The sequence below is a fragment of the Thermococcus waiotapuensis genome (assembly GCF_055384795.1).
The window spans coordinates 432,952-447,990 of the sequence record NZ_AP042429.1; the positions used below are offsets into that span (position 1 = coordinate 432,952).

At 55.2% G+C, this 15,039-nt stretch carries 14 protein-coding genes and 1 tRNA gene; 7 read left to right on the plus strand and 8 right to left on the minus strand.

The annotated features are described in order from the left end of the window. Nucleotides 1-45: 45 nt before the first annotated feature. Complete coding sequence (gdhA, locus tag ACZ47M_RS02450; RefSeq protein WP_315339694.1) at nt 46-1,305, minus strand: glutamate dehydrogenase; 1,260 nt, start codon at nt 1,303-1,305, stop codon at nt 46-48. Nucleotides 1,306-1,636: 331 nt separating this feature from the next. Beyond that, nucleotides 1,637-1,713 (minus strand) — tRNA-Thr (locus ACZ47M_RS02455). Nucleotides 1,714-1,805: 92 nt separating this feature from the next. On the opposite strand from ACZ47M_RS02455, the gene enfR reads away from it, so the two are divergent. Then, the gene (enfR, locus tag ACZ47M_RS02460; protein ID WP_315340892.1) at nt 1,806-2,249 is read left to right on the plus strand and encodes a transcriptional factor EnfR; all 444 of its coding nucleotides are present in this window, start codon (nt 1,806-1,808) and stop codon (nt 2,247-2,249) included. Here the strand turns inward: enfR and ACZ47M_RS02465 are convergent. Together ACZ47M_RS02465 and ACZ47M_RS02470 are read right to left on the minus strand one after the other, a co-directional pair. Beyond that, nucleotides 2,211-2,885: a CidB/LrgB family autolysis modulator gene (locus ACZ47M_RS02465; protein ID WP_315339696.1), complete on the minus strand. Its 675-nt coding sequence runs from the start codon at nt 2,883-2,885 to the stop codon at nt 2,211-2,213. The two genes, enfR and ACZ47M_RS02465, sit on opposite strands and share 39 nt — an antisense overlap. Beyond that, nucleotides 2,882-3,229 carry a CidA/LrgA family protein gene (locus ACZ47M_RS02470; RefSeq protein WP_315339697.1) on the minus strand — a complete coding sequence of 116 codons (348 nt, stop codon included), beginning with the start codon at nt 3,227-3,229 and terminating at the stop codon, nt 2,882-2,884. Before ACZ47M_RS02470 ends, ACZ47M_RS02465 begins: the two co-directional genes overlap by 4 nt. A gap of 82 nt (nt 3,230-3,311) precedes the next feature. Here ACZ47M_RS02470 and ACZ47M_RS02475 point away from each other — a divergent pair, with 82 nt between their 5' ends. Next, nucleotides 3,312-4,778 (plus strand): DUF2139 domain-containing protein, encoded by a 1,467-nt coding sequence (locus ACZ47M_RS02475; RefSeq protein ID WP_315339699.1) that lies wholly within the window; start codon nt 3,312-3,314, stop codon nt 4,776-4,778. 6 nt (nt 4,779-4,784) lie between these two features. On the opposite strand, the gene ACZ47M_RS02480 is transcribed toward ACZ47M_RS02475, so the two are convergent. Beyond that, nucleotides 4,785-5,090, minus strand: coding sequence for a DUF3213 domain-containing protein (locus ACZ47M_RS02480; RefSeq protein ID WP_315339702.1), 306 nt, complete (start codon nt 5,088-5,090; stop codon nt 4,785-4,787). 10 nt (nt 5,091-5,100) lie between these two features. Then, nucleotides 5,101-8,220 (minus strand): tetraether lipid synthase Tes, intein-containing, encoded by a 3,120-nt coding sequence (tes-int, locus tag ACZ47M_RS02485; RefSeq protein WP_315339706.1) that lies wholly within the window; start codon nt 8,218-8,220, stop codon nt 5,101-5,103. Between the two features lie 165 nt (nt 8,221-8,385). On the opposite strand from tes-int, the gene ACZ47M_RS02490 reads away from it, so the two are divergent. The 3 genes from ACZ47M_RS02490 to ACZ47M_RS02500 all read left to right on the plus strand — a co-directional run bounded on the left by ACZ47M_RS02490 (nt 8,386) and on the right by ACZ47M_RS02500 (nt 11,227). Further along, the gene (locus tag ACZ47M_RS02490; protein WP_315339709.1) at nt 8,386-8,745 is read left to right on the plus strand and encodes a hypothetical protein; all 360 of its coding nucleotides are present in this window, start codon (nt 8,386-8,388) and stop codon (nt 8,743-8,745) included. Further along, a complete protein-coding gene (udg, locus tag ACZ47M_RS02495; RefSeq protein WP_315339712.1) occupies nt 8,742-9,326 on the plus strand; it encodes a type-4 uracil-DNA glycosylase in 585 nt (194 codons plus the stop codon). Before ACZ47M_RS02490 ends, udg begins: the two co-directional genes overlap by 4 nt. A 305-nt stretch (nt 9,327-9,631) precedes the next feature. Continuing rightward, a complete protein-coding gene (locus tag ACZ47M_RS02500) occupies nt 9,632-11,227 on the plus strand; it encodes a Na+/H+ antiporter NhaC family protein (RefSeq protein WP_315339715.1) in 1,596 nt (531 codons plus the stop codon). A 14-nt stretch (nt 11,228-11,241) separates the two neighbouring features. Here ACZ47M_RS02500 and ACZ47M_RS02505 read toward each other — a convergent pair whose 3' ends face one another. Further along, nucleotides 11,242-11,703: a LuxR family transcriptional regulator gene (locus tag ACZ47M_RS02505; protein WP_315339717.1), complete on the minus strand. Its 462-nt coding sequence runs from the start codon at nt 11,701-11,703 to the stop codon at nt 11,242-11,244. Nucleotides 11,704-11,890: 187 nt separating this feature from the next. Between ACZ47M_RS02505 and ACZ47M_RS02510 the strand changes: the two genes are divergently transcribed. After that, nucleotides 11,891-12,313: a hypothetical protein gene (locus tag ACZ47M_RS02510; RefSeq protein ID WP_315339720.1), complete on the plus strand. Its 423-nt coding sequence runs from the start codon at nt 11,891-11,893 to the stop codon at nt 12,311-12,313. A gap of 378 nt (nt 12,314-12,691) precedes the next feature. Next, nucleotides 12,692-14,017 (plus strand): TrpB-like pyridoxal phosphate-dependent enzyme, encoded by a 1,326-nt coding sequence (locus ACZ47M_RS02515; RefSeq protein ID WP_315339723.1) that lies wholly within the window; start codon nt 12,692-12,694, stop codon nt 14,015-14,017. Between the two features lie 6 nt (nt 14,018-14,023). On the opposite strand, the gene asd is transcribed toward ACZ47M_RS02515, so the two are convergent. Further along, nucleotides 14,024-15,031, minus strand: a complete 1,008-nt coding sequence (gene asd / locus ACZ47M_RS02520; protein WP_315339726.1) for an aspartate-semialdehyde dehydrogenase — start codon at nt 15,029-15,031, stop codon at nt 14,024-14,026. Nucleotides 15,032-15,039: the final 8 nt, after the last annotated feature.

Genomic DNA, 15,039 nt, shown 5'->3' on the forward strand with positions numbered 1-15,039 from the left:
CCTCTTCAGCAACTGAAACTAAATCAAAACAGAAAAGAGAGGAAATCACTTCTTCACCCATCCGCGGTCTTTCATGGCCTGATAGACCTTGCTGACGGCAACGACGTAGGCACCGTCGCGCATGTGGATGTTCTTCTCCTTGGCGGTGTTGTAGACGTCCCAGAAGGCCTTGGTCATCTTCTTGTCGAGCTTCTCGCGGACCTCCTCCTCGGTCCAGTAGTAGCCGTTGATGTTCTGGACCCACTCGAAGTAGCTGACGGTGACACCACCGGCGTTGCACAGGAAGTCCGGAATCTGGAGGATGCCCTTCTCGCGGAGGATCTCGTCGGCCTCCGGAGTAACAGGACCGTTGGCGACTTCGGCAACGATCTTGGCCTTGACTCCATCGGCGTTCTTCTCGGTGATGACTCCCTCTATTGCCGCCGGGGCGAGTACCTCAACTTCAAGCTCGAGGAGCTCCTCGTTGCTGATGTTGGTGGCCCCTGGGAAGTCCTTAACTGAGCCGGTTTCGTTCTTCCACTTGAGAACCTCGTCCGGGTCAAGGCCGTTCGGGTTGTAAATGCCGCCCTGGCTGTCGCTTACAGCGACGACCTTCATGCCGAGCTGCTCCTTGGCGAGCTTGGCGGTGTAGTAGCCGGCGTTACCATAGCCCTGGACGGCGATGGTCTTGCCCTTGAGGTCGATGCCGAGGGCCTTAGCGGCTTCCCTGATGGTGAAGATGGCACCCTGGGCTGTGGCGGTGCCCCTGCCAAGTGAACCGCCGATGCTGAGCGGCTTTCCGGTGATGACACCGAAGGCCGGGCCCGTGCGCCTCATTATGGTCTCGTACTCGTCCATCATCCAGCCCATGATCTTCGGGTTGGTGTAAACGTCCGGGGCAGGGATGTCGCTCCATGGGCCGATGACATCGTAAACGGCCCTTATGTATGAGCGGGCGAGCCTCTCCTGCTCCCTCTCGGAGAGCTTCTTCGGGTCAACGATGATGCCACCCTTACCTCCACCGTAGGGGAGGTCAACGACGGCAACCTTCCAGGTCATCCAGGTTGCCAGAGCCTTAACGGTGCTGAGGGTCTCGGCTGGGTGCCACCTTATACCACCCTTGGTCGGACCGCGGGCCCAGTTGTGCTGAACGCGGAAACCGGTGAAAACCTTGACAGAACCGTCGTCCATCTCTACTGGAACGCTAACCTCCACAATCCTCATGGGCCTCTTGAGCCACTCGAGGGCCTCTTCGCTTATGTCCATGAACTGGGCAGCCCTCTCGAGCTGCTGAACAGCCATCTCAAAGGGGTCAAGCTCGACCATTTTCCCACCTCGGGTTTCGGTAATTTGCGCTACATCTTGGGAGTTTACATATATAAACCTTTCGGTAAACAGGCAGGAGAACCGCCTGTTTTAAACAAAACGTGAACTACTGAAACTTTCGGAAAAAAGAACCGCTCTTCGCGGATATTTGGCCAAAAGGAGCGATGTGCATTGAGGATTTTTTATACATCAAAGCCCATAAAAGAGCACCAAAGTAATTAAATGGGAAGGTGACGTCCTCAGCGAGAAGTCGGTCATCACGCTTCAGCTCACTCTCGTTCCAATCATCGGACAAGAACGGTAGAGCTTATCGGGTTAAAATAGTTTTGGCTGGAGCCCCGGGCGGGATTTGAACCCGCGGCCTGCGGATTACAAGTCCGCCGCCCCGCCAGGCTAGGCTACCGGGGCACGGTTTCAAGAAGACGGGTGAAAATATAAATCTTTCGGCCCTTCCAAAAAGGTTTTAATGCTTGACTCCTTGTTAAATTCCGGTGTTTAATATGGGGTCGAAGAGTTTTCTCACCGACGAGCAGATTAAAATCCTCCGCCTCCGCGCGAGGGGGCTGAAGCAGAGCGAGATAGCCGAGATGCTGGGAACGAGCAGGGCGAACGTGAGCATCCTCGAGAGGCGTGCGCTTGAGAAGATAGAGAAAGCTAAGAACACGCTCCTCCTCTGGGAGCAGATAAACTCGAAGATAAGCGTTGAAGTTAGGGCCGGTGAGGACATCTTCACCGTACCTGAAAAGCTCTTCAGGAAAGCCGACGAGCTCGGTGTTAAGGTTCCCTACAGCACGGCCGAGGTTATAGCGTTCCTCGTTGAAAACGCGCCCATTGAGGAAAGGCTTGCCAAAAGGGACTTCACGCTCTTCCTCGACGCCAGGGATAAGCTCAGGATAAGCGAGTGCCTACTTGAGGACTTCGATAAGGAAGGGAAGGACAATTGAGGTAAAGATTCCATTCAGGGCCATGGCTAAACCGCTCACCGCTCCCGCAAGTTCATCCTCAAGGATTATCCTTGCAGTCCCGAGGCCGTGGGAAGTAACGCCCATCGCCAGCCCCCTCGCTATTCTGTTCTTGATCCCCGTCACGTTCAGGAGCTCAACACCGACCGCGTTGCCGAGTATCCCTGTCAGGACGACCAGAACTGCCGTCAGCTCCGGGATTCCTCCTATTTTTTCGCTCACCCCTATCGCTATCGCCGTTGTAACGCTCTTGGGTGTTATGCTGAGGAGGACTTCCTCACTTCCTCCCAGGAGCTTCGCGGTGTAGAATGCGCTCAGAATCGCGACCGTTCCGCCGATGACTATGCCGGCGGTTATCTCGCGCGCGTAGGCTTTTATCGTCTCCCTACCCTTGTAGACGGGAACCGCTAGGCTCACCACCGCTGGCCCGAGGAGGAACTTGAGTATAACCGCGCTCTCCATGTAGGACCCGTAGGTGAAACCCCCCGCCCAAAGAAGGGCCGCTATCGTGATTATCGAGAGCAGAACCGGGTTCGTGTAGAAGGCCTTTTTCCTTTGATTAATCTCTGAGAAGGCGTAGAAGACCACCAGGGTTAGCGCTATCCCGTAGGGGTTCATTCTTCACCCCTCCTGAGCAGCTCAACGGTCTTCGCCGTGATGAGGAGCGTTATCAGGAAGCTGATTGTAAGCGCGCCGAAGATGGGAACGGCCTGGCTCTTCAGCAGGCTGATGTAGACCATTATCCCCACCCCAGGCGGCACGAACATGATGCTCATATTCTTCACGAAGAGTTCCGCCTCGCTTTCCACCCAGTCGAGCTTCACCGCGCCGCCGAGCAGAGCTGTGAGCAGGTAGAGCATCCCCAGCACACTCCCCGGAATGGGAAGGTCTAAAGTAGAGCTTGTGAACTCGCCCAGGGCATAGAAGCCAAAAATTATTGCCAGTCCCCTGTATGGCTTCATGATTCCAGTTATGCCGGGAAATATAAAAGTTTCCTCCCGAAAAGGCAATAAACCACGAGCACGTAAAACCCGTGGTGGTGTCATGCTCCTCAGGAACTACCGCTTTCCAGGCAGATACGGCCCCGAGTGGGGCAGCGGGGGAATATTCGGGCTGAGATACCACAACGGGACGCTCTACTTTACTCTCGCCTTCGAGGCAAAAGCCTATTTCATCGACGTTAAGAGTGGTGAAGAGAAAACCTACGACTTCACGCTCCTCGGTGGGGCCCCAACGAGCGGCGGCGACACCTACAACGCGGTCGAGACGGTTGACGGGTTCATATACTTCGGCGGCTGGGTTCACGCTCCGGCCGTTTACAGGGAAGACCGGAGGATACTCTTCAACAACAAGTACTCCCACGTGCATGCCTACGACACCGAAGAAGGCTCGGTAAAGCTCCTCTGGAAGGACTCCATTCACCACGAGACCGACTGGGCAGGCGAGGTGAGCGATATAATCTATGACCCCTACGGTGACAGGCTCCTGCTCGCGAGGGAGGACGGGCACGCGAACCTTGGCGTTTACTCCCTCGACAGGAGAAGCGGGAGGGCAGAGGCATTAGTCCGCGAACCCTCCCCAAAGGGGACCAGGGTGCACGATACTGCCTTCTTCGGAATCGGGAACAACTTCACGGAAGGGCTGAGGGAGTTTGGAGCGCTGGATTTAATAAGCGGAAGGTGGGAGGCCTTTAAACCTGGGAAGAGTGTCGATGGAAGGCCCTACATACGGCCGGAGCTTGGGGCTATGGCCTCAGCCTACAACCGCGCCTTTGCCTTCGTCCGCGGGGGAATCTTCGCAGGAAACCCCTTCATGGGTGAAGAGTTCAGCTTTTACCGCCTCTTTGACTTCTACACCTTCTACGCGCCCTTCAGGGTGAACGCTATCAACGTCGGCGGTGGAATTTTAACGGCGTTCAACGCCCACCACGACGCTGTTTACAGGCCGAATTCGGGCGATTCTGGAATCGGCTGGACAAGCACTAACACGATGGCTGGCCCAAGTGTTCTGGTCTACATCGCCCCGCCGGTGGTTAAGATAGTCGGGGCCTTTGGGGCGAGGGTGACAAGCATCGAGAAGATGAATGGAAAGCTGCTCATAGCTACAAACAGCGCACCAAACACCGGCGCTACTGAGGCGACGCCCTTCGACACCGGCAACAGAGATATAGTTCTCCTCGATGAGAAAGTGCTCCAAGAACGGCCCCCCGCGGTGAGCTTCTCGCTCCCGCTGGCACTGCCGAGCGTGGCCAGAGCCCTGGGGGGCGGCACGTTTGGGGGCATTCCACTCGACGGCTACCGCGAGCCGAGGGCCCTCTTCTACCTCAGCGGGGACAACAGACTGACCGTTTACGAGTACGACCTCTCGCTCCCGGCGGGAGAAGCGACGGCTGAGACCTTTGAGCTCAGGGCGGGCAAGAACATCCTGGACTTAAGCTCCTTCAGTGGAATCGTGAGCTTCGAGCTGGAGAAACCCGAAAAGAAGGGGAAAATAAGGGTGGAGCTCCGCTGAGCTCTTTCATGATTCTGTTTTTCCCAAGATGTTGTTCCACGAATAGCTGGTCTCCGCAAGCTCGCTCGCCGTGAGTTTCTTTTCCTCCACTACTTCCGGCTCCAGCTCCTTTAGGATCTCCAGGAGCTTCTCCCGGGGCATGGCTTCTTCGTCGAAAACCACGAAGCCCTTCCTGGTGTAGCCGTTGAGGAAAATCCTCCAGATGCCGAGCTCCTTCTCAAGCTCGTACTGCTTTACCGTGGCCTTCTCCCAGTCGATGTTCCCAAACTTGAGGTCGAGCCTCACGAGCTCCTTATCGGGCCTGACGCTCATGCCCCTCACCTCACTCCCTCTGGCCGAAATAGTTCTCGATGTCGATGTAGGTCTTCCTGTAGAGCTCGCTGTTCCTCATTTTCTCCACGAACTCCTTGTTCCTGAAGTACTTATCCTTCTTGTAGTCCCAGTCGGGGTGGAGGGCCTTCCACTCGTCCCAGGTGTAGCTGAACTGGGCCTGGACTTTGTCGCGGTAGAGCTCAGGAATCACGTTGAATGTACAGAATGGTACAATCCTTCCGTCGGGCATCGCGTAGTGTATGACGCAGCGCTCGACCCTCTCCACGTCGTAGTTGTACTCGTCCATGAAGTGCATCATACCTATGAAGAGCGCGTTCTCGTGGAACTTTCCGAGGGCGTCGTAGTTGCCGTGCATGAATGCGTTCTTTATGAGGTCAAGGACGCTCAGCCCCCTGGGCGCGTATTTCTCGTCGTAGAAGGAGCGGAACTTCATGAATATTTCTGCGCCGAGCTTGAGCTTCCTGAGCCTGCCCATGGTCTTCCACTGCTCTATCTCTTCCGCCTTCTCCTCGAGGAACTCCACGAAGCCCTCGACGTCTATAAACCTCGGTATCGGAACGACGCGCCTGTTCTCCCTGTCAAGGAAGACGTAGGTTGCGGCCCCACAGGCGAAGTGGCTCGTCATGTAGTAGCGTGAGCCCGTAAAGGCCTCGAAGAACCTCGCTATGTGACCCGCTATCGGTATCGGGTACCAGTCTTCCTTGGCTATTGCGCCGTTCGTCTGCTCCTCAATCCTCTTTATGGCGCCGGGTATCGTTATCCTGAAGCGCTGGCGCTCCGTCTTGGGAACCCTTCCGACCTGGGAAATGGGCTGGAAGTTGACTCCCCTGACTATATCAAGGTGGTTGAGGCCGAAGTTGATTATCGCCCCAAGCTCGTGGTCGTTGACGTTCCTTATGGTTGTTGGCACGAGCACTATTCCAGGCCCATTGGCTTTCCTCACGTTCTTAAAGATGAGGGGGACTTCCCAGTGGTTCTTCCAGTTGGTCTGTGGCGTCATTCCATCGTAGCTCAAATAGAGGGTGTTAACCCCGGCCTCGCGGATTTTCTTGACGAGCTCGGGCTCGAAGGCGAGCTTTATACCGTCGGTGTTTAGTTGGACGTGGTCGTAGCCTTCCTCCTTGGCGATTTTGATTATCTCGATGAGATCCTCCCTAAGGGTAGGCTCTCCGCCGGTAAACTGGACTGCGTTGGCCCCGATCGGGTGCTCCTTCTTGGCGTTTCTGAGCATGGTGCGTATCTGCTCAAGGGTTGGCTCGTAAATCGGCTGGCCCTCTTTGGCGTAGAAGAAGCAGTTGCTTATGAGCACTCCATCGCCAGCGACGAAAGCGTGCTCCTCCGCGTCGACCTCGAGGTCGTAAACGTAGCCGCTGTATTCCTCGGTTTCGATCCTCTCCACGGTGTCCACGAAGAAGTCCCCAACCCTCGCGGAATCCCTCTTTCCAATTTCGCCGAGCCGTCCCCTGCGGCCCTCCCTGAGTTCGAGGAGTTCGAGCAGTTTCACCATATCCTGACCTGCTATGTAGAGCCTGTGGAGGTCGTGGTTGGCCCCTTTCATTTTCTCCTTTGGAACCGTGTAAACCTTCGCGAAAACTCCGAGGGAAGCCAGGAGGTAAAGCATGTCTCTGATTAGCTCCCTTGAAACGCTGGCGTAGCCTATGTTAAGGTGCTTCTTTCCTCTAACTACATACCCGTCGCCGTTGAAGAGCCCGCTCAGGAGGGCAACCCTGGCCTCGAAGGGGAACCTCAGGAAGTTCCTCGGGAGCCTCTTCTTCTCGGCCTTCTCGGGGATTCCCAGGGCGTACTTAAATACGAGCCTCATGAGCCCGCTGTCGATCACTATCTGCTTCGCCTTGCCCTCCAACTCGAGGGAGCTGTACGGTAGGCCGAGTCTTTCGAGGATTCCGGTTATCTCCCTCTCAACGTCCTCGTGGGCAACTGTTATCCTGAGATCATTGTCGGTGTAATGACCGTCCGCGATGAAGTAGCCGATTAACTTTGCCAGTTCCGGGGTAACCTCGAGTCGGGATGGAAGCTCATGGGAAGTTCCATCTCTTCCGAGCCTGAAGTTGCCATCTGCGTTGAGTTTATAGAACGCATTTAATGGTATGGAGTCGCCGTCCCTCCACCTGTAAACGGCATCGCCGTACTCTTCCCTGAGCGGAGAAAGATCCAGCCCGCTGATCCCCCTGACGTAAATCTTCCTCTTTTCCTCGTCCGGAAGTTCCTTAAACGCCTCCAAGAGGTCTATTTCAAACCTCTCCCCTTCTTCGTTAAAGCTCCAGAGGATAACCAGCTCGTCGCCCGGTTCAAGCTCGTCGGCCCTCTTCTTCACGAGTTCGCCGCCGGAGTAAACGAGGAACTTGTGCTCCGGGGTGGTTCTTATGGTTCTGCCTGTGTGGGTTACTATCCTGTAAACCTTGCCTTCGTGCTTCCTCCTCAGGAATTTGGTCACCCTTGCCCACTCTGCCTTTCCGTCCCTGAAGGTGAGCACCTCAAGCCAGTCCGGGGTTCCGTACTCGCCCGAGAAGCCGTCTATTTCAACACGGTATTTGAACTCCACGAGGCTGGCTACGTCCTCCATCTTAGCTATCAGCGGCTTCCCATGGATCCGGAAGAGAACCTCCTCGTCCCTTGGGAGACAATACCAGCACGATAGGTTACATCTATTGGTCAAAACTATGTTCAGAAGGTTCGTGTGGGAGCGGTGCCTCGGGCAGAGGCCGCAGTCGAGCGGGCAGTTCATTCCGCTGTTCTCGACGTTGGTGCTGTAAAGCTCCTTCTTTTCCCAGCGCCACTCGGAGAAGCGGTGATAGAGCTCAACGTCTTCATAGTAAAGGTCGGTTATCATTCCCTCCGGGCACTTCTTGGTTATCCAGACCTTGCCATCCTTTTCCCACACAAGGGCAGGAACGACTCTCCTCGTCTCGGGGCAGAGGGAGTACGTCCTGTGGGGGAGATCACCGCCGTAGCTCCTGCTCGCTTTCTCGAGAAGTGAGTAGAATTCCTCCTCGCTTATTTCGGGGAACTCAACGATATCCCTGATTCTCTTAGTTGATTCCGCGAACTCTTTCTCCCCGCTGGGGATTTCACCGAGGTTCTCAGCCATGATGCATCACCTTTATCACCAACTTCTGCTTCCGGAAGCGGTTCCATTCGGGAGTATAAAAGCTTTTGCGTAAATATGAAGATTTTCCTTCATAGGCATGGGACAAAAGTGGGAACCGGCAGGTTAAGGTTAAAAGGGAGCTGGAAAAGTATTGCCGGTGGTCGAATGTCAGCGAGGGACATGAGGGTGGAGATGTTTGCCAGGGCAATTATGAGGAGGGACCTGGCCAAGGCAAAGGGGCACGCTGAGAAGCTCATTAAAATTGCCGGTGACGACAAGTGGGGAAGGGGCTACTCGAGGGCCATTGAAGGGATAATAAGCGCTATAAATGACAACGATACTGACTCCCTCATAGTCCAGCTCCTTAACCGCAACGACAGGGAGAGGACAAAGGAACTTCTGGACCTTTACTCCGAACTGGCAGCCCAGGAATTCAGGGACGAATACGAGAAGGGCTACTACACCGCCTGGGTGGAATTTCTCAGGGCCTACCTCAGCCAGAAGACTTTGAGTGATGTCCAATGAAGGAAGAACTCATGAGAAAGCTCGAAGAGCGCATAAGGGCTTGCCAGAGATGTCCGCTGGGCCAGCTCAGAACCAACGCGGTTCCGGGCTCCGGGAGCTACAACGCCAAGGTGATGTTCGTCGGCGAAGCCCCCGGCTACTGGGAAGATCAGGAGGGCCTTCCCTTCGTCGGCAGGGCAGGGAAAATCCTCGACGGGCTTTTGGAGACGATAGGCCTGAGCAGGGAGGAGGTCTACATAACCAACATAGTCAAGTGCCGCCCGCCTGAAAACAGAGATCCCACGGAGGAGGAAATCAGGGCCTGTGCACCTTACTTAGACAGCCAGATTGACATAATCCGGCCAAAGGTGATCGTTCCGCTCGGAAGGCATTCGATGGGCTACATCCTGAGAAAGTTCGGGTTTGAACCGGAGCCGATAAGCAAGATCCACGGGAAGACCTTCGAAGCCTACACCCTCTTCGGGAAAGTCGTCATTATGCCAACCTATCACCCAGCAGCTGCCCTCTACAATCCGCCGATAAGGGAGGAGCTCCAGAAGGACTTCATGAAGCTCAGGGAGCTCATAAGCTCTTTCTCCTGAACTTCCCCTCACGTTTCAATTACTCTTCTGGGTGTGTGAAAAAGCCTTTGACGTTTTTTAAGCCCCAATCGGATCCGTCTGGAGCTTTTCTGGGAAAGGTTTTTATGGTGGTGAGCGTTATTGTACTTGAGGGTACCTATTAGTGTGGCAGGACATAACTGTACACAGCAACGCAGAAATTGGGTCAGCAAAATGCGTGGTAGGGCAACAGCATTTTCGAAGAATCGCAAAAACGCCAAAATTGTTTCAGAAAAACTTATATAATGCCGATTGTTGTTGGGGTGAAATCCCCTGGAGGTGAAACCGTGTCGGACTTCGGTGTACTCTCCCTGCTACCGCCGCTGGTGGCCATCATCCTGGCGATTTGGACGAAGAGGGTCATACTGGCCCTGTTCTCCGGAGTCTGGATTGGTGGAGTTATGGTGGCCGGCTGGAACCCGGTGACTGGAACGACACAGACCCTCGACTGGATTGTGGAGAACGCCATGGACGACTGGAACGTCAAGATACTCCTCTTCGACTTCCTGATCGGGGCGGGCGTTGGGTTGATATACAAGTCAGGAGGTGCCTCAGCCATCGGGAGGGCGCTCGCAAACAAGGTTCGCACGAGCAGGAGTGCGGCCGTAATGGGCTGGCTCATGGGAGTCCTGGTCTTCTTCGATGACTACACCAACACCATCATCGTCGGAAACACGATGAGGCCGATAACAGACAGGACGAGGGTCTCGCGCGAGATGCTCGCTTACATAGACGACTCTACCGCGGCCCCGGTTGCGGGCATAGCCCTCGTCTCCACCTGGATAGGTTATGAGATAGGTCTCATTGGAAAGGCCTTTCAGGGGCTCAAGGTTGACTACGGCGCCTACGTTGCCTGGCTCCACAGCGTTCCCTACACCTTCTACTCGATACTGGCGATAATCCTCGTCTTCATCGTCGCCTACACCCACAGGCACTTCGGTGCCATGCTCCACGCAGAGTACCGCGCCAGGACGACAGGAAAGGTCCTCCGCGACGGGGCGAGGCCTTTGATGACGACTGAAGTCGACCTCGGTATGCCCAAGGAAGGGGGAAGCGTCCACATCTTCATCTGGCCGATACTGACGCTAATCTTCGTCACCCTCTACGGCATGTGGTACACGGGAGGCGGAGGCGAGGCCTACGCAAAGGGTGGTCTGATGGAGGTTCTTGGAAACTCCGACTCGGCCTTATCCCTTCTCTGGGGAAGCTTCGCCATGGTCGTCGTTGCCTTTGCCCTCGTCCTTGCGATGAAGAAGATGACCATCGAGGAGGCTGAGGATGCCATAGTCCGCGGCATGAAGCAGATGGTCATAGCCAACACCATCCTGCTCTTAGCATGGAGCATCAAGAGCGCAACCTCCGCCGTTGGAACGGCTGACTACGTTGTTGGCCTTGCCAAGAGTTCGGGACTGAGCGGTGGATGGGTTCCGCTCATAGTGTTCCTCGCGGCGATGTTCATCTCCTTCACGACCGGAACGAGCTGGGGAACCTTCGGAATAATGATGCCAATAGCGATACCGCTCGCCTACAGTGTCACCGGCAACGTTGGGCCGGAGGTCTTCGCGAGCATAGGTGCAGTCTTCGCCGGGGGTATCTTCGGCGACCACTGCTCCCCGATAAGCGACACCACAATCATGAGCTCCATGTTCAGCGGCTCCGACCACATAGACCACGTTAAGACGCAGATTCCCTACGCCGTAACTGCGGCGGGCGTTAGCTTCGTCCTCTACGTGCTCTTTGGCATAGGAGTCAGGAACTGGGCCATTCTCCTCTCCCTTGGAGTAGTCCTCCTGGTGGCCGCCTGGTACTTCCTCAGCGAGTGGTACGGTAAGAAGTATGGCATTCCACACGGAAAGGTGCCAGTCTACACCGTTGAAGAGTGATTCGCCCTTTCTTTTTATTTTGAGAGTACCGAGGACACCAGCCCCAGTGAAAAGCCGACCCATGCGAACAGGTAGCCGGATCCTATTCTAAGGCTCCCCCCATCGCTGCCCCCGTAAACGAGGGAGAGCGTGAGGATTACCATTCCGATCAGGCCTATAGCATGGCCGAATTTACCATTGAACAGGCCCATAAAAGCCCCCAGTACGATTAGGGGAAACGCAACCAGCGGTAGGAGTATATTAAGCGTTTTTGCACCCCCGTTGAGTATAAGATCCTGCTTGAGGGCGTCCTTTTTGAGGTAGATGCCCTTGGCCATGTCGACAAAACTCAGCCCCTGACCCCCCTCTGCGGGCCCCTTTTCAGGCGAGGTCGCCAGGAACATCCTTATCTCGGGGCTCTTTGACCCGGGGGTGAACCATGGCATCGTCATGGCAACGATGACCAGGAGCGCTGCCAGGAACGGCACGGGTTTCATTCCCTCACCCCTTTACTAAATCTCAATTCAGCTTTACCGGGCCGTTTATGAGCTTTTCGGCTGGAGCGTTACTCGTTTAATCTTTGAGAGAAATACTAAGCCCTGGAGTTTTAGCCGGTGCACAGGAAACTCGTTTTACACCCAAAACACTTTTATTGGCCGGCATTTTCATTCCCCCGGTGGGCATATGAAAAAAGTCCAGGAGGCACTCATGGGACTGCTCTCGGCTCTGGATCCAGAAGAGACCGGTCTCAGGTTAGTCGGCGTACTCGTGGCCCGTGAGCGGAGGCCGGCTTACAACTTCTCCCTCTTTGACGTTACCGGGAATGAGATAGTCCTGATGCTCCAAATCGGGGACACCGTTGTTTACCTCGCTTTTGAAAGCGGGGAGGAAATCGATGAGGACGAGTACCCGGAGCTTGTGGAGGAACTCGTAACCATCTCCTTGCCAGGGGTCAGGAATCTCATCAGGGCCGTTAAGGAGGAGAACCTTCCGGGGCCGAGGATAATATACGACGAGATGAGCCCCCAGCTGAAGGAGTTCCTCTACGACGTCCTCATGAGACATGTGAGCGGCAGACCTGTCCACGACCAGACAGAGGTTGCCTGAGGGGCCTGATTTCTCCCTCTTGGTTTTGGCATTTTGTCATTAAACAAGTGGCGTTTCTGGTTAAAGGTCAAAAAAACTATGAAACCTGCGGGGATTTTCTGGAAATTCGCCAACCTTGCAACCGAAAGGCACTTAAACCCCCCGGTGTCTTATGCCCTGATGCGCCATGATCGACAGGAGTGATCGTCTTTGGCTATTGTGATTTCCCCGAGAGGGTTAGCCCATTAATTCCAGGGCGGGATTGTTTTTGGCATGATTAAACGGGGGGACAGTTTTTGGTCAGCTTTCTCTCCAGCTTAAAGATCCCCGCTTAGTCCTCACGCTCATTATTCCCTCGCTTTTGGGACTTTTTTTTCCAACAGCTTCGGAGGTGGTAGAATGAAAGCCGTTCTTCCCGATTCGAGGATACCAAGGAAGTGGTACAACATCCTGCCGGATCTTCCAGAACCTTTGGAGCCGCCCCTCGACCCGGAGACGGACGGGCCGATTGAGCCGGAGAAACTCCTGAGAATTTTTGCGGCTGAGTTGGTTAAGCAGGAAATGAGCAACGAGCGCTACGTCGAGATTCCAAAGAAGGTCAGGGAACTTTACGCCAAGATTGGAAGGCCGACGCCGCTCTTCCGGGCGACGAACCTTGAGAAGGCTCTGGACACGCCGGCGAAGGTCTACTTCAAGTACGAGGGCGCAACGGTAACTGGAAGCCACAAGATAAACACGGCGCTGGCTCAGGCCTATTACGCCAAAGAGGAGGGAATCGAGAGGCTCGTCACGGAGACGGGAGCCGGCCAGTGGGGGACTGCCCTGAGCTTGGCGGGAGCGCTCCTTGGGTTGAAAGTCAGGGTCTACATGGCGCGCGCCAGCTACCAGCAGAAGCCCTACAGGAAGACGATAATGCGCCTCTACGGTGCCGAAATCTACCCGAGCCCGAGTGACAGGACAGAAATCGGGCGGAAGTTCTTAGCTGAGAACCCCAACCACCCGGGCGGATTGGGAATAGCGATAAGCGAGGCCATTGAAGACGTTTTGGGGGACGAGAAGGCCCGCTACGCCCTCGGAAGCGTTTTAAATCACGTCCTCATGCACCAGACCGTGATAGGCCTCGAAGCCAAAGAGCAGATGAAGGAGTTCGAAGAGCCGGACGTTATAATCGGCTGCGTTGGTGGCGGAAGCAACTTTGCCGGCCTGGCTTATCCCTTTGTGAAGGACGTCCTCGACGGCAGAGCCGACTACGAGTTCATAGCCGTTGAACCAAGGGCGGTACCGAGCATGACGCGCGGCGTTTATAAGTATGATTTCGGCGATTCAGGTGGCTACACCCCAAAGATGAAGATGCACACTTTAGGGCACACCTACTACGTCCCGCCGATACACGCGGGCGGTTTACGCTATCACGGCCTGGCCCCTACGCTGAGCGTCCTGATAAACCATAGGATAGTTAAGCCGGTTGCCTACCACCAGACCGAGGTCTTCCGGGCGGCCGAGCTGTTTGCCAGGACGGAGGGCATAGTTCCTGCCCCAGAAAGTGCCCACGCCATAAAAGGAGCAATAGACAGGGCGCTGAAGGCAAAGGAGGAAGGGAAAGAAGAGGTCATACTCTTCAACCTCAGCGGGCACGGTTTCCTCGACCTCCGGGGCTACGAGGATCATTTAGATGGAAAGCTTGAAGATTACGAGCCGGAACACTTCCCGGCCCTGGAGGGGTGATTTTTTTCATTTTAGGTATCCGAGCCTGTAGGCGAGCTCCGCGTTGAGGATGGATCCCCCGGCTGCTCCCCGGACGAGGTTGTGGCCGGTTACTACGTATTTAAAGCCGTTTTCTCCTTTTTCCACTCTCCCAACCGTTACCGTTAACCCCTTACCCCTGTTCCTGTGGAGCCTCGGCTGTGGAACGTCCGTGTAAACAAGGGGCTTCTCGTAGCTCGGAAGGTCGAGCTTTCTCAGGGGATCGAAGGAGTCGAAGGCTTCCTTTATATCATCAACGTCTCCTCTTTCGAGCTCCAGGAAGACAGCCTCGGTGTGCCCATGCAAAACGGGGACGCGAGTTGCTATGGCGGAGATACTAAACGAAGCAGGTTCTATCCTTTCTCCCCTGAGTTTTCCAAGTATCTTTCTGCTCTCGTTCTCTATCTTCCACTCCTCGCCGTCTATCAGGGGAATCACGTTGTCCTGTATTGCCAGTGCCGAGAGACCTGAGAAACCGGCCCCGCTTATGGCCTGCATAGTGGCGACGTTTATCCTTTTGATTCCAAACTCCCTGAGGGGGGCAAGGGAAACCGTTAAAATCGCGGTGGAGCAGTTAGGGGTGGTTACTATGAAACCCTCCCAGTTCCGCCTGGCTCTCTGAACTTCTATGAGCTCCAGATGTTCCCCGTTGACCTCAGGGACAAGGATGGGGACGTCATCGTCATATCTGTGCACCCTGGCGTTTGTGAAGACCGGGATTTTTTCGGCGAGCCTTTCTTCAATCTCCAGCGAGAGGGAAGCCGGCAATGCGTTGAAGACTAGGTCAACGTCAGGATCCTTAATAAAATCGCTGAGCGAAACGATTTCAAGCTCCTCAAACTCTTCCGGTGAGTCTTCAACGACTTCCCCATAGGCCTTTCCGGCGCTCTTCTCAGATGCGACCACCTTAGAGAGCTCAAACCAGGGATGTCCGGAGAGGAGCCTCACGAAGGTTCTTCCCACAGTTCCCGTTGCCCCGAGGACGGCGACCCTCATTCTATCAC